This window comes from Staphylococcus aureus, from assembly GCF_001027105.1.
GTDB classification, from domain to species: Bacteria; Bacillota; Bacilli; order Staphylococcales; family Staphylococcaceae; genus Staphylococcus; species Staphylococcus aureus.
This window is the reverse complement of record NZ_CP011526.1, coordinates 2,526,825-2,549,376: the sequence shown is the minus strand read 5'-3', so window position 1 is coordinate 2,549,376 and position 22,552 is coordinate 2,526,825. Positions and strand designations below refer to the sequence as shown.

Genomic DNA, 22,552 nt, shown 5'->3' with positions numbered 1-22,552 from the left:
TATGGCAAAGAGCTATGATTATCAAAGTGCTTTCGATATTATCGGACCAGTTATGATGGGCCCTTCAAGTTCTCATACGGCTGGTGCAGTAAAGATTGGGAATTCAGCACGCGCAATATTGGGAGATATTCCTAAAAATATTGAAATACATTATTATGAATCATTTGCTCAAACACACCAAGGACATGGTACAGATGTCGCTATTGTGGGTGGAGCAATGGGATATTCAACATTTGATAACCGAATTAAATCTTCATTAGAAATTGCAGCTGATGATGGTATTAAAATAGATATCATCGAAGAAGAAGGCGATAGTATTGGTCAACATCCAAACTGTGCTTATATCAAATCATCTCGTAATGATGGTCGCTACATTGAAATTATCGGTATTTCAATCGGTGGTGGTACAATTAAAATTAAAGGTATTCATATAAATGGACTAGAAGTAGATTTAAATCATGGATTACCAATTTTAGTTGTTGACGGAAATATGACTAAAGCACAAGTAAATCATTTCATCAATGATATCAACGATATGAAATTAGACTGTAAAGATGAATTTATTAAGATAGATGAAGATAAATGCTTGGTTGTAATACCATTAAATAAAGCAATCTCAGAATCAACATTAAATACAATTAAAGAGAAATACAGTGACGTAAACGTTTCCTATATAAATTAGAGGGGGAATAAACATGTTTGATTCAATTAGAGAGACTATAGATTATGCCGTAGAAAATAATATGTCATTTGCGGATATCATGGTTAAAGAAGAAATGGAATTAAGCGGTAAATCACGTGATGAAGTGCGAGCGCAAATGAAACAAAATTTAGATGTCATGCGAGACGCAGTAATCAAAGGGACGACAGGTGATGGGGTTGAAAGTGTAACGGGCTACACTGGTCATGATGCTGCTAAACTACGTGATTATAATGAAACACATCATGCTTTGTCTGGATATGAAATGATTGACGCAGTCAAAGGTGCCATTGCAACAAATGAAGTCAATGCTGCGATGGGTATTATTTGTGCAACGCCAACAGCTGGTTCCTCGGGTACCATTCCCGGTGCACTTTTTAAATTAGAAAAAACACATGATTTAACAGAAGAGCAAATGATTGATTTCTTATTCACTTCAGCATTGTTTGGGCGTGTCGTAGCAAACAATGCAAGTGTAGCTGGTGCAACAGGTGGCTGCCAAGCTGAAGTTGGTTCAGCATCTGCAATGGCCGCAGCTGCAGCAGTAGCTATATTCGGAGGATCACCAGAAGCATCCGGGCACGCTATGGCATTAGCGATAAGTAATTTATTAGGTTTAGTTTGTGATCCAGTAGCCGGACTTGTTGAAATTCCTTGTGTTATGAGAAATGCAATTGGTTCGGGTAACGCTTTAATTTCAGCAGATTTAGCATTAGCAGGTATTGAAAGTAGAATCCCTGTTGATGAAGTTATTGAAGCAATGGATAAGGTTGGTCGTAACCTTCCTGCATCATTACGTGAAACTGGATTGGGTGGACTAGCAGGCACACCAACTGGCGAAGCAATTAAACGTAAAATCTTTGGCACAGCTGAAGATATGGTTAAAAATAATTAATGAGATAACAATAAAATATTGATAAAAAAGAAGCATCTGTCTGGATCATTAGTACCAGATAGATGCTTCTTAATTATCTCTGAAGAAGTTGAAAGATTTATGGAAAATGCATACTAATCAAAATAGTGATTGCAAAAGCGCCCCCGTATATCTAAAATAACTTAAAAGGAGTGATGATATGCTAAGACTATCAATCATCTTTATAGCATTCATCATTAACACAACGATTACATATGGATATACGACTGAGGGAACGTGGGTCAATCTATTATTTAAATCTTTATCGCTCAGCATGATTATCGTTTTCATGTTCTACTATATTCGTTTTGTTATTGAGAAAAAGCGTTAAATCAAAGCTATGGGGATAGTATTTGAAAAGAATAAATAAAAGGGACAATGTAAATCAATGTAATATGCTCTACAAAGTTATATTGGCAGTAGTTGACTGAACGAAAATGCGCTTGTAACAAGCTTTTTGGGCCCCAACACAGAAGCTGACGAAAAGTCAGCTTACAATAATGTGCGAGTTGGGGTGGGACGACGATAAAGAAATACTTTTTCTATAGAAATTAGTATTTCTTATGCATGAGTTTTACTCATGTATTCCTATTTTTAAGTACACATTAGCTGTGGCTAATGTGTAAGAACCACTACATAATAAATCATTAGTGGCTCTTTATCATTTCTGTCCCACTCCCCTGAGAAGTTTAAAATTTTATATGTTGGCTTGTTATGTTAAGGGAATTAACATGGTTGTCTTGTTTATATTATGTGATTCAAACATTACTAGTCTTGTAAATCTAATTCGTAAAATGCTAAATCTAACCATCTATTAAATTTAAAACCTACATTGGTCAGTGTGCCGGCATGCTTAAAAGCAAACTTTTGATGCAACTGAATACTCGCTTTGTTGGAAGCATCAATGCCTGCAACTAGCGCACGATAACCTTTAGCTTTTGCTTCCACAATTAAATGGTGTAGTAATTGACTAGCAATACCTTTTCCTCTAGCTGAAGCATCGACATAAATAGAATGTTCGATTGTATATAGGTATGCTGGCCAAGGTCTAAATGAACCGAACGTCGCAAACCCTAAGACACTTCCATTTTCCTCAAATACAAAGATAGGCTCATGCTTACGTTGTTTCGTTTCAAACCATGCGACACGTTCGTCTATGGTTTGTGGTTCATAAGTATAAACAGCTGTAGTATTGATAATGGCATCATTGTATATCGCTAATATAGCGTTTAAATCCTCTTTTTTAGCGTATCTAATCATATCAATTCCCCCTTAGTAATTATTAAAAGCGTTTCGTTATTTGAATGCAAATATGTGTAATGAAATCTAACGTAAAAGTATACATGTAAATTTTATAGTATAAAATGAATTGCTATGAGTCATTTTGAAATTAATGGTATACTATATGAAATGTTAACAGGCATTGTGAAATGTATAAAAGGAGCCTTAACGTATGAAAAAATGGACAAATCGATTAATGACAATCGCTGGTGTGGTACTTATCCTAGTGGCAGCATATTTGTTTGCTAAACCACATATCGATAATTATCTTCACGATAAAGATAAAGATGAAAAGATTGAACAATATGATAAAAATGTAAAAGAACAGGCGAGTAAAGATAAAAAGCAGCAAGCTAAACCTCAAATTCCGAAAGATAAATCGAAAGTGGCAGGCTATATTGAAATTCCAGATGCTGATATTAAAGAACCAGTATATCCAGGACCAGCAACACCTGAACAATTAAATAGAGGTGTAAGCTTTGCAGAAGAAAATGAATCACTAGATGATCAAAATATTTCAATTGCAGGACACACTTTCATTGACCGTCCGAACTATCAATTTACAAATCTTAAAGCAGCCAAAAAAGGTAGTATGGTGTACTTTAAAGTTGGTAATGAAACACGTAAGTATAAAATGACAAGTATAAGAGATGTTAAGCCTACAGATGTAGGAGTTCTAGATGAACAAAAAGGTAAAGATAAACAATTAACATTAATTACTTGTGATGATTACAATGAAAAGACAGGCGTTTGGGAAAAACGTAAAATCTTTGTAGCTACAGAAGTCAAATAATCTATTACGCTAATGGATGAATATATTGAGTGGAAAACAGTCTTGATTGCGAGACTGTTTTTTGTTTGGTATGAGGTAGCAATGACGACGTGTCATTGGTGGAGATTGTAAAAATACATAATAAAAAGAAGCGGCAATGTATACCGCTCCTTTTTTATACTACATACCGATTTTCAACCATCTCTTTCTACTTAGTAATAAGACAATAGTATTAACTATAAATAGAAGAACGAAGAATGATACTATATTTATAATTTCAGTAGGACACATAAATGTTGACTCGTTATTCAATATTTTTTCTACGGCACGATACATCGTATTGCTCGCCTCAAATGGAGCAACGATACCAAATATATTTTTATTAATGGCAACTAAGATGACTGAACCAATCCAATATACAATGCTGATACCTAAGCTGATTAAAATGTTAGGTGAAACCATACTAATCGTTCCAACAACTAAGATATATTGTAAGATAACGAGTGAAAATAAGATTATTAATAGTAAGTAATGTGAGAAATCCGAATATATAATTGAAATAATAGTGATACTTAGAATTATGAACACTAAACATTCAAAAAATAACACTGCTACCTTTTTATAGAAGAAGGTAAAGATATTATCGCCAATCAATTTATAAAACAGGATATTTTTATTCGAATACTCTTTATTAATAAAATATGCAATAACAAATGAAAATAGTAAGAACCCTAATTGCGTTGCAACAGTATATGAACTGAAGAAAAACTGGCTATAGCTTAAACTTTTAACTTTGTCTATACCTATTGGTAAAAAATACCCAAGTAAGAAAAGGAATGTGAATAGCACAACAAGCGTGTAAATAATTTTATTGGAAATACTTTTTTTAAATTCTAATTTCAAAGTGGACACCTCAATTATAAATTAATGTAATCATTTATGACTTCTTCTTTTGATTGGTACTCTTCTATTTGAAGGTCTTTAAAAATAAAGTATTTACCCGGCAAAGCACTTAAATCGGATAAATTATGTGTAATATTGATAATAGTTTTAGTTTGATGGCTTTGAATAAAATCATTTAAAAATTCATAAATTTCATTAACTGTTTTCTTGTCTAAAGCGTTTGTAACTTCATCTAATATGATTAAATCATGATCTTCCAATAAGAAACTTAATAATTTAAGCTTTTGTTTTTGACCATCACTCAAGTTTTTTAGTAGTACGTTAGACGGTATTGCTTCGATGTTTAGTATGTTATAAATCTTATCGAATGTTTGTCGATTGTTTTCAAATTTTGATTTTAACAATGATAATAAAAAATCTTTTGTTATATCATTAGGAATATTTGATGAACTTGATATTAAGGTTACATTTTGAGAAATGGACTTAGGGATATTTCCACTATTATTTAGTAAGAAATCTTTAGCTAATAAAGATTTTCCTACACCATTTTTACCAACAATGTGATTGATCTGACCAAGATAGAAATTTAAATCACAATTGTCAACTAGTTGTTTGTTTTTAACTTTTAAAGAATAGTTATTTAGTTTCATGTATACAACTCCTATGTATAAAGGGATTTATTACACCGATATTTAATTGTATTTTTAAAAATTCTTTCACATTATGTATAGATGTTATAAATTAGTATATCACACTATATTTTGTCTAAATGATAAATATATCGTTATATTTTTACAATATTCTGAAATTTATGTTCGCCTCTGAATGCTATATCCAGTGTAATGTGTTTTGCATATATGAAAGCAATTTCAAAATGTGAATATAGGTTCATTGTGGTATGACAAACTTCATTGCTTGTCATGAGATGGATATAATGAAGACGACTAAAAGAGCAATGAGGAGGATAATCATGGTTAAGGCTATTGCGGTAGATATGGACGGGACGTTTTTAGATTCAAAAAAGACATATGATAAACTTAGATTTGAAGCGATTTTTACTGAACTTAGAAATAGAGATATTACATTTATTGCTGCGAGTGGCAATCAATATGCGAAGTTGAAGTCTATTTTCGGGGATAGAGATATGTATTTTATTTCTGAAAATGGTGCAGTTATTTATAATGGCAATGAGTTATATAATTATAAAAGCTTTAATCGTCAGGTGTTTCAACAGGTTGTCGATTACTTAAATATGAAGCAAAGTATTGATCAACTCGTCATCTGTGGTTTGAAAAGCGCGTATATTTTAAAACATACTTCTGAAGCGTTTAAAGAAGATACGAGATTTTATTATCATCAGTTAAAAGAAATTGACAGTCTACAGCAATTACCTGAGGATGATTATGTCAAAATAGCATTTAATATTAATCGTGAGACGCATCCGAATGTTGACGAAGAAGTAGCAACGCAATTCAGCAATGATATTAAACTTGTCTCAAGTGGGCACGATAGCATTGATATTATTATGCCAAACATGACTAAAGGGCAGGCATTAAAACGATTGTTAGATAAATGGGAAATGTCTCCTTCAGAGCTCATGGCCTTCGGAGATGCGAATAATGATAAAGATATGTTAGCGTTCGCTAAGCATAGTTATGTGATGGAAAATAGTCATGATGAAGAATTGTTCAATATTGCCTCTGCTGTCGCTCCAAGTAATGATAAGCAGGGTGTATTAACGATTATCGAACAAGAAGTGTTGAAAAAGTAGGTAGTATATCATCAATGAAGCAGCTATCATGATACTAAATACATGTTAAATGAAAACTTTGAATACGAATCATCAAATATTAATATATCTCAAACAGGTTAGGCAATAATGCCATAGTAAAATAAGCGCACTAAAATCATTTGAATAGATGATAAAATAAAGCGGATTTTAATCAAATCGATTTTGATACAGATATACAAAATAAAAAGCAAAGGCACATGGCGCGCCTTTGCTTTTAAATATATATATTAATTTAAACGTGTTTCACATGTACCAGTGTTAATGACAGATAATGCTGCGTTTAAACCACCTTCAACAAGGTTTTGTACTGCTTCATCAGAGAAGAAAGCAATATGTGGTGTTACTAAAATTCTTTCATGTTCGATTAACTCTAATAATGTTTTATCGTCAATGTCTTTATTAGTCCAGTCATTTGTGAAGTATGCTGCTTCATTTTCATAAGTATCAATCGCAGCACCTAACAAAGTACCATCGTTCACTGCAGCGATTAAATCAGGTGTATTGATGACTGCACCACGTGCTGCGTTAACTAAGATTGCACCTTTTTTCACATGATCAAACATTGCTTTATCGAATAAATGATAGCTTTCTTTGTTCGCTGGAACATGTAAAGAAATAATATCGGCATCTTTAATAGCTTCTTTAACACTATCTTTATAAGTTAAAAAGTCTAAATCTTTATTAGGATAGGCGTCATAAGCTGTAATTGTAGCACCAAATCCTGCATATATTTTAGCTGTAGCAGCACCGATACGACCCGTACCAATAATTGCAACAGTCATATTTTTAACTGGTTTAGACATGATTTCTGCTTGCCAAGTAAAATCATGTGCTTGTACACGGCGTTCAATATCTGGGAAGCGACGCACTAATTGTAGGGCGATAGAAACAGAATACTCTGCAATTGTTTCAGGTGAATAACTAGGAACGTTAGATATCACAATATTGTGTTTTTTAGCTAAATCTAAATCATACATATCAAATCCAGCAGTACGTTGTGCAATTTGTTTAATACCGTAAGATTCTAATTTAGGATAAACGTCATTTTCTAACTTACCAAATTGCATTGTAGTTACGCCATCGTAATCTTTTAATTGATCGACTGTAGCACTTGATAATAGCTCTTTAGAAGTAGTTACTTCGACATTATTCTTTTTCCCCCAATTTAATGCCATCTCTTTCTCATAATCACGCGTACCAAAGAACATAATTTTTGTCATTATTAAAAACCTCGCTTTTAAAAGATTGAAAAGTAAATGAGTGAAATTAAAGATTATGCACATTAAAATCACGCCACAATTTAATTGTGAAAAATATCACAAATATATTATAACACTAAATTTCCCAAAATTCAAAAGTGTGTTTTATTGCAGAAAACTTATAACATGTGCACAAGTTATAGTGAATTGCAAACGGATTACTTTAGTCTTTTTAAAACATGAAGTATAATTTGTATAGCAATAAATATAAAAATGGGAGGCTATGTTCAATGAGCAATATGAATCAAACAATTATGGATGCATTTCATTTCAGACATGCGACTAAGCAATTCGATCCACAAAAGAAAGTTTCGAAAGAAGATTTTGAAACAATATTAGAGTCAGGTAGATTGTCTCCAAGTTCTCTTGGGTTAGAACCTTGGAAGTTTGTCGTGATTCAAGATCAAGCGTTACGTGATGAATTAAAAGCGCACAGTTGGGGCGCAGCAAAACAATTAGATACAGCGAGCCATTTTGTGCTAATTTTTGCGCGTAAAAATGTAACGTCAAGATCACCGTATGTACAACATATGTTAAGAGATATTAAAAAATATGAGGCACAAACGATTCCAGCTGTTGAACAAAAATTCGATGCATTCCAAGCAGATTTCCATATTTCTGATAATGATCAAGCCTTGTATGACTGGTCAAGTAAACAAACGTATATTGCATTAGGCAATATGATGACGACAGCCGCATTGTTAGGTATTGATTCATGTCCGATGGAAGGTTTTAGTCTGGATACAGTGACAGACATTTTAGCAAATAAAGGGATCTTAGATACTGAGCAATTTGGTTTATCAGTGATGGTCGCATTTGGCTACAGACAACAAGAGCCACCGAAAAATAAAACACGCCAAGCTTATGAAGATGTTATTGAATGGGTTGGACCAAAAGAATAAATAGAATACCGTATGTCTAAATATATAAAATTAAAAAGTTAGCAATAAAAAAGCCTGCGATTACATAAATGAATCGCAGGCTTTTGCGTGAAAAAATTGTATTAATAAAGTATGGATGATTATTTTTCTGGAACAAGGTCAGTATTTGAATGAACTGTGATGTCAAACCCTTCTGGTGCCGTAAATGTATGTGTTGAGGCGTCGGGTTGATAAATATCAACATGTGTTAATCCATAACTTTGTGAATTGTTTTGTCTTGCTTGATTGGATTGCCAAGTATTAGCAGCAATATGATGGTGATAATGATTCGTTGACATAAATAGCGCACGTGGAAAATCAGACACATGTTGGAATCCTAATTGTTCAATGTAACATTGATATGCTGCGTCTAAATCATGTGTTTTTAAATGTAAGTGTCCAATCATGCCTTTTGCTGGCATTCCTTGCCAACCTTCATCAGTACGATGTGTTAATAAGGTTTGGCTATCAACTTCTAAAGTATCCATTTTAACTTTGCCATTTTGCCATTCCCATGAAGATGAAGGTCTATCGCGATAGACTTCAATACCATTACCTTCGGGGTCGTTGAAATATAAAGCTTCACTTACTAAATGATCACCAGCGCCGATGCCCATATTTTTTTGTGCCACGAAATATAAGAAGTTAGCTAGATCCTCAGTAGTTGGTAATAAAAATGCTATATGAAAAAGCCCTGCTTCACGTGGGGAAGTCTGACGGCCGTCTTCTAATAAATGTAACGTTAGAGTATGGCCACCAGTCCCAACAGATAATACGGTTGTATTATCGTCAGAACTTTTAACGGATAGTCCTAAAATGTTTTTGTAAAATGTTGTCATTAAGTCTAAGTCTCTTACGTTCAGTACAATGTTTGTCACTTGTGTTGCTGTTTTATCGTGAAATGCCATTATGCATCGCCTCTTTTTCTATTTTTCTATAAGTTAGTATAAAAAGTATACCAGAAAAGAAAATGAATTGATAGCATAAAGTTTGAAATGCAAAATAACTAGTCGTTTTGCAATTTTATATTGATGCGAACAAAAAAGCGATGGTACAGTTGCACCATCGCAAAATTTATTTAACCAAGATATACATCTTGATATGAATCTTCTTTTTCTAACATATGTTTGGCAAATGAACATGAGGCAATAATTTTCAAATTATTTTCTCGAGCGTGTTCAACAACTGCTTTAAGTAGTTTTTTGCCAACACCTTGACCACCAAGTTCATCAGATACGCCTGTATGATCAATGTTAATTTCATTATTATCCACAAAACGGTATGTGATTTCAGCTAAAGCATTATTTTCATCATCACCAATATAGAATTTGTTCTCGCCTTGTTTGATTTCAAGGTTACTCATACATATCAACTCCTATCATGATTGATTATAGTATTTCCCTATTCTATTTTAACTTAAACGAAGTCAAAGGTGCATGACAGTCATGTGACGACATTGCCACATCTATGTAGTCGTTTTTATTAAGCACAGTTTGAAATGAAGATGAAAACACGTATCTTGACATTAAATCTATTCAGCTATATAATTTATCTCGAAATCGAAATAAAATAAAAAAGTTGGTGATCATATGGATCGAACGAAACAATCTCTCAATGTTTTTGTCGGAATGAATAGGGCGTTAGACACATTAGAGCAAATTACAAAAGAAGACGTAAAGCGATATGGCTTAAATATTACTGAATTTGCAGTGCTCGAGTTGCTTTATAATAAAGGTCCGCAACCAATTCAACGTATTAGAGACCGCGTATTAATTGCAAGTAGCAGCATTTCATATGTTGTAAGTCAATTAGAGGACAAAGGTTGGATTACACGTGAAAAGGATAAAGATGATAAACGTGTATATATGGCTTGTTTAACTGAAAAAGGTCAAAGTCAAATGGCAGATATTTTCCCTAAGCATGCTGAGACATTAACAAAAGCGTTTGATGTGTTAACAAAGGATGAATTAACAATCTTACAACAAGCGTTTAAGAAACTAAGTGCACAATCTACAGAAGTGTAAGGCGTGCACTAAAAATTTACATTAAAGTATCTCGATTTCGAGATAAATGCACTAAAAATATAAAGAGGGTATATAAAATGATAAATAATCATGAATTACTAGGTATTCACCATGTTACTGCAATGACAGATGATGCAGAACGTAATTATAAATTTTTTACAGAAGTACTAGGCATGCGTTTAGTTAAAAAGACAGTCAATCAAGATGATATTTATACGTATCATACTTTTTTTGCAGATGATGTAGGTTCGGCAGGTACAGACATGACGTTCTTTGATTTTCCAAATATTACAAAAGGGCAGGCAGGAACAAATTCCATTACAAGACCGTCTTTTAGAGTGCCTAACGATGACGCATTAACATATTATGAACAGCGCTTTGATGAGTTTGGTGTTAAACACGAAGGTATTCAAGAATTATTTGGTAAAAAAGTGTTGCCATTTGAAGAAGTCGATGGCCAAGTGTATCAATTAATTTCAGATGAGTTAAATGAAGGGGTAGCACCTGGTGTACCTTGGAAGAATGGACCGGTTCCAGTAGATAAAGCGATTTATGGATTAGGCCCCATTGAAATTAAAGTAAGTTATTTTGACGACTTTAAAAATATTTTAGAGACTGTTTACGGTATGACAACTATTGCGCATGAAGATAATGTCGCATTACTTGAAGTTGGCGAAGGAGGCAATGGTGGCCAGGTAATCTTAATAAAAGATGATAAAGGGCCAGCAGCACGTCAAGGTTATGGTGAGGTACATCATGTGTCATTTCGTGTGAAAGATCATGATGCAATAGAAGCGTGGGCAACGAAATATAAAGAGGTAGGTATTAATAACTCAGGCATCGTTAATCGTTTCTATTTTGAAGCATTATATGCACGTGTGGGGCATATTTTAATAGAAATTTCAACAGATGGACCAGGATTTATGGAAGATGAACCTTATGAAACATTAGGCGAAGGGTTATCCTTACCACCATTTTTAGAAAATAAAAGAGAATATATTGAATCGGAAGTTAGACCTTTTAATACGAAGCGTCAACATGGTTAATTGGAATGAGGAGGATTTGTGATGGAACATATTTTTAGAGAAGGACAAAATGGTGCGCCAACACTAATATTATTGCATGGTACAGGTGGTGATGAGTTCGATTTATTACCGTTAGGCGAAGCATTGAATGAAAATTATCACTTGTTAAGTATTAGAGGACAAGTTTCAGAAAATGGGATGAACCGTTATTTCAAACGTCTTGGTGAAGGTGTTTATGATGAAGAAGATTTGGCATTTCGTGGACAAGAATTGTTGACGTTCATTAAAGAAGCTGCTGAACGTTATGATTTTGATATTGAAAAAGCAGTACTTGTTGGATTTTCAAATGGATCAAATATAGCGATTAACTTAATGTTGCGTTCAGAAGCACCATTTAAAAAAGCATTGTTATATGCACCGTTATACCCAGTTGAAGTAACGTCAACAAAGGATTTATCAGATGTCAGTGTGTTGCTTTCTATGGGGAAACATGATCCAATTGTGCCATTAGCTGCAAGTGAACAAGTCATTAACTTGTTTAATACACGTGGGGCACAAGTCGAAGAAGTTTGGGTGAAGGGCCATGAAATTACAGAAACTGGATTAACGGCTGGTCAACAAATACTTGGGAAATAACAGTTCTATTAAGAAGCGGACAGATGGAAAAGATTTTTACTTTTCATCTGCCCGCTTTTTTGATTTTGAAGTGCTGTACTAAATTTTACAATAGTATAGATATTTTAATCGATATGAGATTTGCCGGTAATACGCTTAATTAAACCTTTATAGAGTACAGGTATGAGTAAGATGAAACCGAACAATCCCATAATAGGGAATACTTTTCCAATTAATGAAATGAAACCGATAAATGTACTAATATAAGTGATGACAGCCATTGTAATAATAATGATGAAGTAACGTCTGCTGAATGGAACGCTGAAACGTGACGCAAATGCATACATTAATCCAACAACAGTATTGTAGATGACAAGTATCATAATGACAGACATAATAATACCAATTGACGGAGACATTTGTGTCGCTAATTTTAATGTAGGTAGATCTACGTGTTTAATTTTATCGAATTGAGAAATTAAACCTAGATTAATCATCATGAGTAAAAATGTAATGATTAAACCGCCAATCAAGCCCCCGTATAACGTTGAGTCACGATATTTAACTTTACTACCCATCACTGATAAGAAGCTGAAGGCAGCAGCAATTTGCAAGCTTGCATAGTTAATCGCATCAAACCACCATCCAGGTGATAATGATTTCTGCTTATGAATCTGAGCATCATTATTAGCGGCAGTAAAATCAAGATGACTTGTTGTGAAATAGTAGACCGCAATCATAATGACAATCGCAATTAAAAATGGGGTAACACCGCCAAGCACAGCAATTAAACGATCGAATTTTAGAAACAGTGTTGCTAAAATAAAGGCGACTAATATGAGTGCGCTCAGCCAATACGGTAAGTTGAAACTTTGATGAATGGTTGACGCACCACCTGCAGTCATAATAATAGCTAAAGACAACATAAACATTGTTAAAATAATATCAAAACCTCTTGCAATAGAGGGGTATAAGAAATAGTTAATTGAATCAGAATGATTTCTGGACTTTAGATGATGACCTGTATGCATGACAACCATTCCACCTAAAGTAATCAATAGTCCTGTTACAATAATGCCTGAAATGCTATATGCGCCATGACTTGTGAAAAACTGGAAAATTTCTTGACCAGTAGCAAAGCCGGCACCAACGACAACACCAACAAAGGCAAATGCCACAATAATGGACTCTTTTAAGATACGCATGATTTAAAAATGTCCCTTCGTAATTTTAAGTAATATAGAAAATGTAACATACATGTTAATGAAAAATATAGTACTAATATAGTATTTTGTTAAATTGGAGTAGAAGCGAGGGTGTCGGTCATTTCATTAATTTATTAGTTGATTTTGCATTTTTTTGCTGTAAAGTTGTTATAATACAGTTAACAGGAATTAGCATAGATACACCAATCCCCTCACTACTCGCAATAGTGAGGGGATTTTTTTCGGTGTAGCTAGGTCGCCTATTTATCATCGTGTTTGCGTAGCCAATGCGTAAACACAGTACCACTAAATAAGTGCACGATACATGCATCAAATGTCGTCTTTAGTCTAAGTAACGATCATGCATTAACATTTTCAAAATATCTATTTGAGCTTGAAGATCTTTACCAATATTGGTATCACGAATCTTCTTACGTTGTAATTCTTTATCTACGACGCGCTTTATAGAAAGTTCATCGATACCTTCGGAAAGTATTTTTTCTTTAGCGTTAAATTGTTGGTGTGCAACGAGTTGCATACCGAATGAATTATACAATAGTGTATAGCCTGCAATGCCAGTTGTTGACTGATAAGCTTTTGAAAAGCCACCATCAATGACAAGCATCTTTCCATCAGCCTTGATAGGATCTTCGCCATTGATTTCTTTCACTGGTGTGTGACCATTAATAATGCGTCCTTCATCTGGATTTAATCCGAAATCACTGAGCATTTTACGAACCATATTCACATCTTCACGAAGATGATAGTACGGATTCTTTTCTTCTTTATGAGAAGCTTTATCTGCAATAAAGTATCGCTCAAACGTAGTCATGGCACGTTTACCAAATAGTGACGAATATTTCCCAGTCCATAAATACCAAACTAAATCCGTCGATAAGTCATCAGTATTTTCTTTTTCATCAAATGATTTACGGACATGATACTCAAACACATCTAATAATTCTTGGCCGCTGTAAGTATGACCATCAATTTCAAATGATTCCATCTCACCATTTTCATCAACTGGAATACAACCATGAATGAGTAAATTGCCATTATATGGTAAGTAAAGAGAGCCTTTACGCATCAAGAAAGACATATGACGACGTAATTTTTCAGATTGTTGGAATGACAATAATAGTTTATTCATGACTTCTTCTTCTTCAGGTAGTAATTCTGCTGGATTATCACGATTGACAGTTTGGAAACATGTGTCTTTCAATGGGTATGTATTACCATAAACTGTAATTTCATTTGTATCATAATTAACCTTTTCAAGCACAAGACGTTCTTCCATTTCGAAATTTGGACGACGTTTAATAATTGGTATTTCTAACTTGAATTGAATCATCGCAATAGCTTGATGAATTTTAGTAATTTGACTTTCTTCACGTTGAGTTAAACGTTCGTGTTTGTCAGGTCTTTTTTTAGGCTTAAAAGCAGGATTATCTGCGTCATAGTATTTTTCAGCTAAAGTAAGCAGTGGTCTTAAATTAATGCCATAAGCGTCTTCGATAATATCTAAATTATCATAACGTGCACAAATTCGAAGTAAGTTTGCTAAGCATACTTTTGACCCAGCATAGGCTCCAACCCAAAGCACATCATGATTACCCCATTGAATATCTAGGGAATGATAATTAATCAGTGTATCCATAATTTTATCTGGTTGTGGTCCACGATCATAAATATCACCGACAACGTGTAAATGATCGACGACTAAGCGTTGTACGGAATAAGCGAGTCCAATAATTAAATCATCTGCCTGTTTAAGTTCAATTACTTGGTTAACAAGTGTTTCGTAATATGATTTTTTATTTTGATATTCATTACTTTTATACAGTAGTTCCTCAATAATATAAACGTATTGTTTTGGCAATGCTTTACGCAGTTTTGAACGCGTATATTTTGAAGAACAATATTTAATTAACTCAATTAAATGTTCGATTGTTGTGATATACCAGACATTAAGTTGACCGCAATTTTGGAAATCACTTTTAATCAATTTTAATTTGTCTTCTGGATAGTAGACAAGAGCAGTTAAGTCATTAAGCTCCTTAGTTGAAAGTCTCTCTTTGAAAATATCATTGATTTTCGCTCGCACGTTCCCAGAACCGTTGCGTAATACGTGTTGGAAAGCTTCATATTCACCATGTAAATCGCTGACGAAATGTTCCGTACCTTTAGGTAATTCTAAAATTGATTCTAAATTGATAATTTCAGTTGCAAGTTTTTCTGGAGTATCAAAATTTTGGGATAGTAAATCTAAATACTTCTTTTTTAATTCTTTTTCAGTAATTTGAGTCATTACGTGTCACTCCTGTAGTATATTTCAAACGTTAGTTTATAAAATAAATGCGCTTACAATGATTATCAAGAAAACGTTAACATTTTTCAATAAGTATGCTTGAATTGATAAAAATAGAGGGCAGGATTTTGGTATTAGGAACCGTTGCAGTTTAGTTAAGTAAAAGTGGGGAAGTGATATATCTATTTTAAAAATGAGAGGAGGGATTTGTTATATTCACTAGTTTCCTAAAAAATTACGATATGTAAAATGTGGAATTTCCAAAATTTGGATGAAAAAATCCCCGCACCATTATTTGGGTGAAGGGATTTGAAAATGATTTTGAATTACGATGGAATATGTGTGTATTTAGACATTTAATACTTTAAGTTACTAAATATTTTTCTTCTTGAAAATAAATACTACAAGTATTAAGAAAATAGAAATATAAGCAATATTACCAATAAACAATTCATGAAGTTCTAATTTTGTCGACTTACTAAAGCCTTTTTCAACTGTTTGAAGCATAATATTCATCATATTAATAGGATTCCACTTTAGCCAGTCTATTTTTTCTAAAAGTGCCGTTTGAATAACTGCTAAAATAGAACTTGCAAAATAAAAAACAATACCTACAGCAATGGCTACTCCCGTTGAATTTGTTGCAGATGATAATAGCAACGTTAAGCTTAAAACTAACCAAACGCCAACAAATGTGCCTAAACTAACTAATAATAATTGATTCAATAAAGATAATTGATTACCGCTACTTTCAAATATATTTAAATCATTAAAGAATAAAGACCCAATAACAATTGAAGCAATAATTGTAATAACAAAATAAATTAAAGAAATAATAAATAATGTGATGATTTTGCTAACAATCATAGTTGTTCTTGAATATTCACGATAGAGTAAATTTTTAATCGTACCGTAATGAAATTCCATTGAAATGATTGTACTTGCTTGAATAATTAATAAAAATGCAAACCATGAAAAACCATTATAAGCAGATGTGAAAGATTCCTGTGGCGTAAAAATTTCATTGTATTTTGTAGCAATATAACCTTGAGCAACCATTAGTAGAATAAAGACAATAGGTGCGATAAAAGTTGATTTCTTTTTAAATAATTTGAAACATTCTTGTTTAATTAAAGTTCCCATTTTATGCTTGGTCCTCCCTTTCTATGATTTCTAGTAATACATTTTCTAAATCATTATCTTTAAATTGTTTAAGTTCTTCTTCCGATGTTTCTGTAACAATTTTACCTTTGTTAATAATAAGGATAGAGTTTGTGATTTTAACTAATTCACTTAAAATATGACTCGAAATTAAGAAAGTAACACCTTCTTGCGCTTTTTGGACAATCAATTCACGTACATCTCGCACAGCTTTTGGATCTAAGCCATTCATTGGTTCATCTAAGATAATGAATTGAGGTTTATTTAAAAATGCTATAGCAATTCCTAATTTTTGTTTCATACCAAGAGAATACGTTTTAGCTTTTTTATGAATGTATTCATCCATATGAAGTTGTGAGACAATTTTATCGATATCTTGAGTGTTTTTTGATTCATTCAATAACTTCAAGTTTTCATATCCAGACATAAAAGGATATATTCCTGGATTTTCAATCAATGCGCCGATATTGCTTTTGCTGTCCTTGCTGTTAATAACATTAAAATTCCCGCTTTGGAAACTAGAGTAACCTAATATAACTTTCATTAAAGTTGTTTTACCTGCACCATTCGCTCCAACGAGACCAACTATTTGTCCGCGTTTCAGCTTAAATGATACATCTTCGAGAATCGTTTTGTTGCCTATCTTCTTTGTTAAATGTTCTATTGTTAAAACATCCATATCACTATCTCCTTTGCTATTAAATAATCTGAATCTTAAGATTTTATATATAAAATTAATTTTATCACATAGCAAGTGTTATAAAAATATGGATTTAAAAAACTTTAATAATATAAAACATAAATATGAATACGAGTATTTTTGCAGCATGCAAATGGCATTGCTACATTTATTAAAATGCGCAATTTGTTATGAGTAACTTTTTTGGATAGTAGGCACATTAAAGTGTCGAAAACAATTTGTGTGGAAGACAGGGTAAATTCTGCTTATTTAAAATGATAGTTTGTATTATAGGTGGATTTGTGAAATGCGGAATAAATGGTGCATAACTAAGTAAATATATGTTAATTACAACAATATTTGACAAAAATGGGAGTGACAACAATAATATAGTTAACCGGTTAACTAATGAAGAGGAGGAATAATAGTGGATATGAAGAGAGAAGTTATTTTAAAATTACAACAATTTATTATAGAAAGAGAAAATGCCGATAAAAGAAGACAGTATAAAAAGGAAAATGAGGAACTAGATTTATCTCTAACACAATTTCATATCATAGAGTTGATTGATAATAATGATAAAGTGAATAATAAATTTTTGTCTGAAATGTTAAATGTATCAAAACCAGCAATTACTAAATCGATAAAAAAACTTTTAGCGAAAGACTTAGTAGTTGAATCGCACAATGAATTTAACAAAAGAGAAGTTAATTATTCATTAACACAAAAAGGAAAAAAATTATCTTATATACATGATGAATTACATGAAAAATCGGTAAAAAAATATGAAGAGGTACTTAAAGTCTTTGATGATGATGAAATGGCAGTTATTATAGAGTTTTTAAACCGTAGTATAGAAGAATTAAAAAAAGAAGATGGTTTAAATGATTAATAGTAATATCAGATTATATATTCTAGGATTTTTAGCATTTTTCGCATCATTGATTCAAAACATATACACGCCTATTATTCCGAGACTATATGACGATTTTCAAGTACCACTATTTTGGATAAATGCGACAGTTGGCGGTTTTATATTTATCGTTGCAGTTATGCAAATTGTACTTGGTAGAAGTATAGATTCTCGTGATTCGAAAAAAGTACTTTTAACGGGATTGGGAATAGTAATCATATCTAGCTTTATTTGTGCAGTGACACATAACTTTATATTATTTGCTATATCAAGGTTATTTCAAGCAATTGGTTGCGGAATTATTCCTCTCGTGACTTTAACTTTATTAGCCAAACTAAGTACAGATAATGGTAGAGCTCAAGCTATGGCGAACTATCAAATATTTTTATCATGTGCACCAGCTTTGGCACCAATCTTAGGGAGTACTTTAGGTGCAAGATGGGATTATATTGGTATTTTTAGTTTTTTGCTCGTTATATCTATCGTATTATTTTTGATTATCTTTTTTATTGATATTCCAAATGTTGAAAAAGGGATTGTAAAATTAACTGAAAAAATTGAAGAAAAATATTTGACCGATAAAGTGTTTATTACTTTAGTGACATTGGGATTTTTAATATTTTTTACGTACTTTTCAATATTAGTTTATTTACCAACATTATTAAATAATACCTATGATATAGGCGTTGGAATATCAGGAGTTTTGTTTTTACCTATTACTGTTAGTGTTATATTAGGAAGTTTATTTTATAAGCGATTTTCAAAAAAATATAATGAAATAATGATACTTCGTGTTACTATAACTGGATTTGCTATATTTACGTTATTGTTTGGATGGTTAAACGAATCAAATGTAATTATATTATCAGTAATTATATTTATATTAGGTACTTGTGTTGGTATTGTGCCAGCTTTGCTGTCTACTATAATTTCTAAAAGGTTTGAACATATAAAAGGGAAAGTGCTAGGTGTATTTAATTTTGTGAGATATATTGGAATGACTGTCGGTGCATTATTAATTGGTATCATTTCTCAGCCGTTGGTAGCCTTTTACTTCACAACTATAACTATCATGTTAATAGTAATATTTCTTTATATAAAGATAGTTGACTTTCAGCTAAAGTATGCCAAATAAACTTAAAAAAGCAGTGAATCATTTCAATAGATGGAATGATTCACTGCTTTTTGTTTATAGAAATTTAAAATTCATGCCTTTATGCTAACAACAATATTATTTTACTCTCTTACGTTTGCCAATGTAACGTATAGCAAAGTAAATGACTGCGATAATGATGACAACATACATAATACGTGAATATGTATGAAGACCAGTCATCAACATACCAAAGCTATCGCTCAAAGTGCGTCCTAGTAAAATTAAACCGAAATTCCAGATTGTAGTACCTATTAATGAAATAACGGTAAATGTCACAACATTCATGCGGTTTACACCAGCTGGAATGGTAATCAATACACGTAATACAGGTATGAAACGACAGATAAATACAGCCCATACGCCATACTTTTTAAACCAATCATTTGCTCGCTTTAAATCCTTACTTTTCAATTTAATCCACTTACCGTGTCGATCAATAAAACGATATAGACGTTCTTCTGAAATCAAACGGCAGATATAATATAAAATTAACAGCCCTATAAACGATGCGATAGTTGCAATAATAAATAAAGTTAAAATTGATAAATGTGATTTAACAGACATAAGACCAGCAAATGTCAGAATAATTTCCGATGGTACGATAGGTAGTACATTTTCTAATAAAATTAATATAAAAATGGCTGCATACCCAAAACGGCTAATAAATTCAGTGATAATTTGTTCCATTATTAAAAATAAGCTCCTTTAATTTTCAGCAATTGCAGACAAATAGAAACTGGATAAATTCAAATGAATAATTAATGATGTCGCATGCGATGTTGAAACAAACATTTGTCTTAAAATGTATTATAAGCAATAAATCAAAAAATTGCTTGCTATAAGAGCAAAAAGTCAATAAATGATCATCTAAACAACAGGCGCTGCACAATGAATGGTTAATGTAGTTATATGCAATTTAAAATGAATGTCGAATATGTAAGAAAGCCTGCAATATACGTTTTAAAACACTAGGATTGCAGTATTTTTAATTAACAAACGATAGGCTACTATGTAACTAAAAGTTCCTTTATATCGTTTTAATAGCAAAAGTTAAGCGGAATTTAATAAAATTTTTATAGATTCTATTGTAAACGCTTTCCATGTCTGATAATATTATAAAAAATAACTTTGGTACAATTTTGTGACAAAGTAGGGGTGGACATGCCAGATGTCCGAAAATTTTAACGTTTCAGGGTAAGTTTTAAAAAATTAATTAGGGAAGTAGGAATAGTTATGAAGGAAAAACGAACTAACGTAAGGTGGATGTTCGCGCTTGCGTTCTTCTTTATTGGGGTTATTGCGTATATGGATAGAGCAAACATTTCATATATCGCTAAGCAAATGATGGATGATTTAGGGATGACAAAACCACAATTTGGTTTATTGGCATCATTCTTCTCTCTAGGTTATGCATTAATGCAAGTACCATCGGGGATGTTGGCTGAAAAATTCGGTCCACGTAAGATGATTACAATTGCATTAGTTTGGTGGAGTGCATTTACAATCTTAACGGGTATGATTAAGAACCACGGTTTAATTTATTTAGTGAGATTCTTATTTGGTGTAGGTGAGGCGCCAATGTACCCTTCTAATGCTGTGTTTAATTCATTTTGGTTCTCTAAAAATGAAAAAGGTAGAGCATCAAGTGCATTATTAGCAGGATCATATTTCGGACCTGTATTAGCACCAATAGTTACAATTGCTATTGTTAACGCATTTAACTGGCAAGCAGTATTTTACATTTTTGGTGCAGTAGGTATTTTAATGGCTGTATTATGGGCGATTATTGCCAAAGACTTACCTGAGCAACATAGAATGGTTAATGAAGCGGAGAAACGTTTCATTATGGAAAATCGTGATATCGTAGCTACTGAAAAGTCATCACCACCATGGAATGATTTCTTTAAACGTTTTAGCTTCTATGCAATTGCAATTCAATACTTTGTTGTACAATTTATCATTACATTATTCTTAATTTGGTTACCGACGTATTTAACAGAAGTATTCCACGTTAACTTTAAAGAAATGAGCATTAGTTCATTACCTTGGTTATTAATGTTCTTCTTAATCTTATCAGCAGGTGCAATTTCTGACCGTGTATTAGGATTAGGTCGTTCAAAATTCGTAGCTAGAGGTGTAATTGCAATTGCAGGATTTATTGTGTTTGCAGTTTCAATTATCTTTGCTGTACGCACAGGAAATTTATATGTAAGTATTTTCTGGTTATCACTAGGTCTTGGTGGTATCGGTATTTCAATGGGTATGAGTTGGGCTGCAGCAACTGACTTAGGACGTAACTTCTCTGGTACAGTATCAGGGTGGATGAACTTATGGGGTAATATAGGTGCATTAATCAGTCCGCTATTAGCAGGTCTATTCGTAGAACATTTGGGTTGGACAATGACATTCCAATTGTTAATCGTTCCAGCAGTAATCGCTGTGATTATGTGGTTCTATGTGAAACCAGATCAACCTTTAATTGTTAGTGATGATAAAGCAATAGAAAAATAATTTAAACAAGCAGTAAGCTTTCACATAGTTGGGGCTTATTGCTTTTTTTGCGTTGAAATTGAAACTTTTTAAAACAGATATGGTTTAAGATGAAAATGAAGTTATTGAAATGATATATGTAAAGAAATAAGGTTTTAAAACATTAGTCAGGTAACGCTTGTAAAAGTACATATAAATTTTAACTAGCGCAAAGGTGGGCGACCAAAGGTTCAACGATGTTAAATAACATTAGAAATTAATTTTAATTGGACTTTAAAAGTTTTTAAATTTAGATAATTGAGCATAAGGTGTTATAATGACATATGTTGCGTAATTAAAATTTATAGCAACAAATTCATTTTAACTATGCTAATAAAAAGATTATGGAAATATTTTGACAAGGAAAGGAGAAGTCGAAATGACATCTTTTTGACAT

Annotated in this window: 25 protein-coding genes; 14 read left to right on the top strand and 11 right to left on the bottom strand. The window is 32.5% G+C overall.

From position 1 onward, the window contains the following. Window position 1 precedes the first annotated feature (1 nt). The 4 genes from sdaAB (at window position 2) to AA076_RS15715 (ending at window position 1,944) form a co-directional block, all read left to right on the top strand. Complete coding sequence (sdaAB, locus tag AA076_RS13005; RefSeq protein ID WP_001140234.1) at window positions 2-682, top strand: L-serine ammonia-lyase, iron-sulfur-dependent subunit beta; 681 nt, start codon at window positions 2-4, stop codon at window positions 680-682. A gap of 13 nt (window positions 683-695) precedes the next feature. After that, the gene (sdaAA, locus tag AA076_RS13000) at window positions 696-1,595 is read left to right on the top strand and encodes an L-serine ammonia-lyase, iron-sulfur-dependent, subunit alpha (protein WP_000460421.1); all 900 of its coding nucleotides are present in this window, start codon (window positions 696-698) and stop codon (window positions 1,593-1,595) included. A gap of 18 nt (window positions 1,596-1,613) precedes the next feature. Continuing rightward, window positions 1,614-1,712, top strand: a complete 99-nt coding sequence (locus AA076_RS15720; protein WP_001789909.1) for a hypothetical protein — start codon at window positions 1,614-1,616, stop codon at window positions 1,710-1,712. Between the two features lie 61 nt (window positions 1,713-1,773). After that, window positions 1,774-1,944 carry a hypothetical protein gene (locus AA076_RS15715; protein WP_001549802.1) on the top strand — a complete coding sequence of 57 codons (171 nt, stop codon included), beginning with the start codon at window positions 1,774-1,776 and terminating at the stop codon, window positions 1,942-1,944. A 437-nt stretch (window positions 1,945-2,381) separates the two neighbouring features. On the opposite strand, the gene AA076_RS12985 is transcribed toward AA076_RS15715, so the two are convergent. Further along, window positions 2,382-2,873 (bottom strand): GNAT family N-acetyltransferase, encoded by a 492-nt coding sequence (locus AA076_RS12985; RefSeq protein WP_000621927.1) that lies wholly within the window; start codon window positions 2,871-2,873, stop codon window positions 2,382-2,384. A gap of 193 nt (window positions 2,874-3,066) precedes the next feature. Here AA076_RS12985 and srtA point away from each other — a divergent pair, with 193 nt between their 5' ends. Then, window positions 3,067-3,687: a class A sortase SrtA gene (srtA, locus tag AA076_RS12980; protein ID WP_000759361.1), complete on the top strand. Its 621-nt coding sequence runs from the start codon at window positions 3,067-3,069 to the stop codon at window positions 3,685-3,687. Between the two features lie 159 nt (window positions 3,688-3,846). Here srtA and AA076_RS12975 read toward each other — a convergent pair whose 3' ends face one another. Beyond that, window positions 3,847-4,578 (bottom strand): peptide ABC transporter permease, encoded by a 732-nt coding sequence (locus tag AA076_RS12975; RefSeq protein WP_001795485.1) that lies wholly within the window; start codon window positions 4,576-4,578, stop codon window positions 3,847-3,849. Between the two features lie 5 nt (window positions 4,579-4,583). After that, window positions 4,584-5,219 (bottom strand): ATP-binding cassette domain-containing protein, encoded by a 636-nt coding sequence (locus AA076_RS12970; RefSeq protein WP_000773921.1) that lies wholly within the window; start codon window positions 5,217-5,219, stop codon window positions 4,584-4,586. Between the two features lie 320 nt (window positions 5,220-5,539). On the opposite strand from AA076_RS12970, the gene AA076_RS12965 reads away from it, so the two are divergent. Further along, complete coding sequence (locus AA076_RS12965; RefSeq protein WP_000237517.1) at window positions 5,540-6,340, top strand: Cof-type HAD-IIB family hydrolase; 801 nt, start codon at window positions 5,540-5,542, stop codon at window positions 6,338-6,340. A gap of 248 nt (window positions 6,341-6,588) precedes the next feature. On the opposite strand, the gene AA076_RS12960 is transcribed toward AA076_RS12965, so the two are convergent. Continuing rightward, window positions 6,589-7,581: a D-lactate dehydrogenase gene (locus AA076_RS12960; protein ID WP_000161536.1), complete on the bottom strand. Its 993-nt coding sequence runs from the start codon at window positions 7,579-7,581 to the stop codon at window positions 6,589-6,591. Between the two features lie 269 nt (window positions 7,582-7,850). On the opposite strand from AA076_RS12960, the gene AA076_RS12955 reads away from it, so the two are divergent. Continuing rightward, window positions 7,851-8,522 carry an NAD(P)H-dependent oxidoreductase gene (locus tag AA076_RS12955; RefSeq protein WP_000069101.1) on the top strand — a complete coding sequence of 224 codons (672 nt, stop codon included), beginning with the start codon at window positions 7,851-7,853 and terminating at the stop codon, window positions 8,520-8,522. A 119-nt stretch (window positions 8,523-8,641) separates the two neighbouring features. Here the strand turns inward: AA076_RS12955 and AA076_RS12950 are convergent, their stop codons facing one another. Further along, on the bottom strand, window positions 8,642-9,448 hold the full coding sequence (locus AA076_RS12950; RefSeq protein ID WP_000863985.1) for a VOC family protein: 807 nt from the start codon (window positions 9,446-9,448) through the stop codon (window positions 8,642-8,644). Between the two features lie 170 nt (window positions 9,449-9,618). Further along, window positions 9,619-9,903: a GNAT family N-acetyltransferase gene (locus AA076_RS12945; protein ID WP_000067115.1), complete on the bottom strand. Its 285-nt coding sequence runs from the start codon at window positions 9,901-9,903 to the stop codon at window positions 9,619-9,621. 226 nt (window positions 9,904-10,129) lie between these two features. Between AA076_RS12945 and mhqR the strand changes: the two genes are divergently transcribed. The 3 genes from mhqR to mhqD all read left to right on the top strand — a co-directional run bounded on the left by mhqR (window position 10,130) and on the right by mhqD (window position 12,225). Next, a complete protein-coding gene (mhqR, locus tag AA076_RS12940) occupies window positions 10,130-10,564 on the top strand; it encodes a MarR family transcriptional regulator MhqR (protein ID WP_000376235.1) in 435 nt (144 codons plus the stop codon). 77 nt (window positions 10,565-10,641) lie between these two features. Next, window positions 10,642-11,610, top strand: a complete 969-nt coding sequence (gene mhqE / locus AA076_RS12935) for a ring-cleaving dioxygenase MhqE (RefSeq protein ID WP_000609348.1) — start codon at window positions 10,642-10,644, stop codon at window positions 11,608-11,610. Window positions 11,611-11,631: 21 nt separating this feature from the next. Next, window positions 11,632-12,225, top strand: coding sequence for a methylhydroquinone degradation carboxylesterase MhqD (gene mhqD / locus AA076_RS12930; RefSeq protein ID WP_000400032.1), 594 nt, complete (start codon window positions 11,632-11,634; stop codon window positions 12,223-12,225). Between the two features lie 104 nt (window positions 12,226-12,329). On the opposite strand, the gene AA076_RS12925 is transcribed toward mhqD, so the two are convergent. The 4 genes from AA076_RS12925 to AA076_RS12905 all read right to left on the bottom strand — a co-directional run bounded on the left by AA076_RS12925 (window position 12,330) and on the right by AA076_RS12905 (window position 17,557). Then, on the bottom strand, window positions 12,330-13,409 hold the full coding sequence (locus AA076_RS12925) for a YkvI family membrane protein (RefSeq protein WP_001549787.1): 1,080 nt from the start codon (window positions 13,407-13,409) through the stop codon (window positions 12,330-12,332). A gap of 343 nt (window positions 13,410-13,752) precedes the next feature. Next, window positions 13,753-15,717 carry a fructose-1,6-bisphosphatase gene (locus AA076_RS12915; protein ID WP_000192168.1) on the bottom strand — a complete coding sequence of 655 codons (1,965 nt, stop codon included), beginning with the start codon at window positions 15,715-15,717 and terminating at the stop codon, window positions 13,753-13,755. 372 nt (window positions 15,718-16,089) lie between these two features. Beyond that, window positions 16,090-16,860, bottom strand: coding sequence for an ABC transporter permease (locus AA076_RS12910; protein ID WP_000536961.1), 771 nt, complete (start codon window positions 16,858-16,860; stop codon window positions 16,090-16,092). A 1-nt stretch (window position 16,861) separates the two neighbouring features. Beyond that, window positions 16,862-17,557 carry an ABC transporter ATP-binding protein gene (locus AA076_RS12905; protein ID WP_000382904.1) on the bottom strand — a complete coding sequence of 232 codons (696 nt, stop codon included), beginning with the start codon at window positions 17,555-17,557 and terminating at the stop codon, window positions 16,862-16,864. Between the two features lie 433 nt (window positions 17,558-17,990). Between AA076_RS12905 and AA076_RS12900 the strand changes: the two genes are divergently transcribed. From AA076_RS12900 to AA076_RS15705, 3 genes are read left to right on the top strand one after another with little or no spacing between them, the layout of a single operon-like run. Continuing rightward, window positions 17,991-18,449 carry a MarR family winged helix-turn-helix transcriptional regulator gene (locus tag AA076_RS12900; protein WP_001803115.1) on the top strand — a complete coding sequence of 153 codons (459 nt, stop codon included), beginning with the start codon at window positions 17,991-17,993 and terminating at the stop codon, window positions 18,447-18,449. Next, window positions 18,442-19,605, top strand: a complete 1,164-nt coding sequence (locus AA076_RS12895; protein ID WP_000610884.1) for an MFS transporter — start codon at window positions 18,442-18,444, stop codon at window positions 19,603-19,605. The genes AA076_RS12900 and AA076_RS12895 overlap by 8 nt, the downstream gene beginning before the upstream one ends. Continuing rightward, the gene (locus AA076_RS15705; protein WP_001791763.1) at window positions 19,595-19,693 is read left to right on the top strand and encodes a hypothetical protein; all 99 of its coding nucleotides are present in this window, start codon (window positions 19,595-19,597) and stop codon (window positions 19,691-19,693) included. Before AA076_RS12895 ends, AA076_RS15705 begins: the two co-directional genes overlap by 11 nt. Window positions 19,694-19,701: 8 nt before the next feature. Here AA076_RS15705 and uptA read toward each other — a convergent pair whose 3' ends face one another. Then, on the bottom strand, window positions 19,702-20,313 hold the full coding sequence (gene uptA, locus AA076_RS12885; RefSeq protein WP_000435044.1) for an undecaprenyl phosphate transporter UptA: 612 nt from the start codon (window positions 20,311-20,313) through the stop codon (window positions 19,702-19,704). Between the two features lie 546 nt (window positions 20,314-20,859). On the opposite strand from uptA, the gene AA076_RS12880 reads away from it, so the two are divergent. After that, the gene (locus tag AA076_RS12880) at window positions 20,860-22,137 is read left to right on the top strand and encodes a pyruvate MFS transporter (RefSeq protein WP_000660709.1); all 1,278 of its coding nucleotides are present in this window, start codon (window positions 20,860-20,862) and stop codon (window positions 22,135-22,137) included. Window positions 22,138-22,552: the final 415 nt, after the last annotated feature.

Excerpts from the sequence above, each read along its gene's own strand:
- AA076_RS12965 (WP_000237517.1), top strand. The coding sequence starts at position 5,540 with ATGGTTAAGGCTATTGCGGTAGATATGGACGGGACGTTTTTAGATTCA.
- AA076_RS12925 (WP_001549787.1), bottom strand. The coding sequence starts at position 13,409 with ATGCGTATCTTAAAAGAGTCCATTATTGTGGCATTTGCCTTTGTTGGT.
- mhqD (WP_000400032.1), top strand. The coding sequence starts at position 11,632 with ATGGAACATATTTTTAGAGAAGGACAAAATGGTGCGCCAACACTAATA.
- mhqE (WP_000609348.1), top strand. The coding sequence starts at position 10,642 with ATGATAAATAATCATGAATTACTAGGTATTCACCATGTTACTGCAATG.
- AA076_RS12910 (WP_000536961.1), bottom strand. The coding sequence starts at position 16,860 with ATGGGAACTTTAATTAAACAAGAATGTTTCAAATTATTTAAAAAGAAA.
- srtA (WP_000759361.1), top strand. The coding sequence starts at position 3,067 with ATGAAAAAATGGACAAATCGATTAATGACAATCGCTGGTGTGGTACTT.
- sdaAB (WP_001140234.1), top strand. The coding sequence starts at position 2 with ATGGCAAAGAGCTATGATTATCAAAGTGCTTTCGATATTATCGGACCA.
- uptA (WP_000435044.1), bottom strand. The coding sequence starts at position 20,313 with ATGGAACAAATTATCACTGAATTTATTAGCCGTTTTGGGTATGCAGCC.
- AA076_RS12970 (WP_000773921.1), bottom strand. The coding sequence starts at position 5,219 with ATGAAACTAAATAACTATTCTTTAAAAGTTAAAAACAAACAACTAGTT.
- AA076_RS12960 (WP_000161536.1), bottom strand. The coding sequence starts at position 7,581 with ATGACAAAAATTATGTTCTTTGGTACGCGTGATTATGAGAAAGAGATG.
- AA076_RS12985 (WP_000621927.1), bottom strand. The coding sequence starts at position 2,873 with ATGATTAGATACGCTAAAAAAGAGGATTTAAACGCTATATTAGCGATA.
- AA076_RS12905 (WP_000382904.1), bottom strand. The coding sequence starts at position 17,557 with ATGGATGTTTTAACAATAGAACATTTAACAAAGAAGATAGGCAACAAA.
- AA076_RS12950 (WP_000863985.1), bottom strand. The coding sequence starts at position 9,448 with ATGGCATTTCACGATAAAACAGCAACACAAGTGACAAACATTGTACTG.
- AA076_RS12880 (WP_000660709.1), top strand. The coding sequence starts at position 20,860 with ATGAAGGAAAAACGAACTAACGTAAGGTGGATGTTCGCGCTTGCGTTC.
- AA076_RS12895 (WP_000610884.1), top strand. The coding sequence starts at position 18,442 with ATGATTAATAGTAATATCAGATTATATATTCTAGGATTTTTAGCATTT.
- AA076_RS12955 (WP_000069101.1), top strand. The coding sequence starts at position 7,851 with ATGAGCAATATGAATCAAACAATTATGGATGCATTTCATTTCAGACAT.
- AA076_RS12915 (WP_000192168.1), bottom strand. The coding sequence starts at position 15,717 with ATGACTCAAATTACTGAAAAAGAATTAAAAAAGAAGTATTTAGATTTA.
- AA076_RS12945 (WP_000067115.1), bottom strand. The coding sequence starts at position 9,903 with ATGAGTAACCTTGAAATCAAACAAGGCGAGAACAAATTCTATATTGGT.
- AA076_RS15715 (WP_001549802.1), top strand. The coding sequence starts at position 1,774 with ATGCTAAGACTATCAATCATCTTTATAGCATTCATCATTAACACAACG.
- mhqR (WP_000376235.1), top strand. The coding sequence starts at position 10,130 with ATGGATCGAACGAAACAATCTCTCAATGTTTTTGTCGGAATGAATAGG.
- AA076_RS12900 (WP_001803115.1), top strand. The coding sequence starts at position 17,991 with ATGAAGAGAGAAGTTATTTTAAAATTACAACAATTTATTATAGAAAGA.
- AA076_RS15705 (WP_001791763.1), top strand. The coding sequence starts at position 19,595 with ATGCCAAATAAACTTAAAAAAGCAGTGAATCATTTCAATAGATGGAAT.
- sdaAA (WP_000460421.1), top strand. The coding sequence starts at position 696 with ATGTTTGATTCAATTAGAGAGACTATAGATTATGCCGTAGAAAATAAT.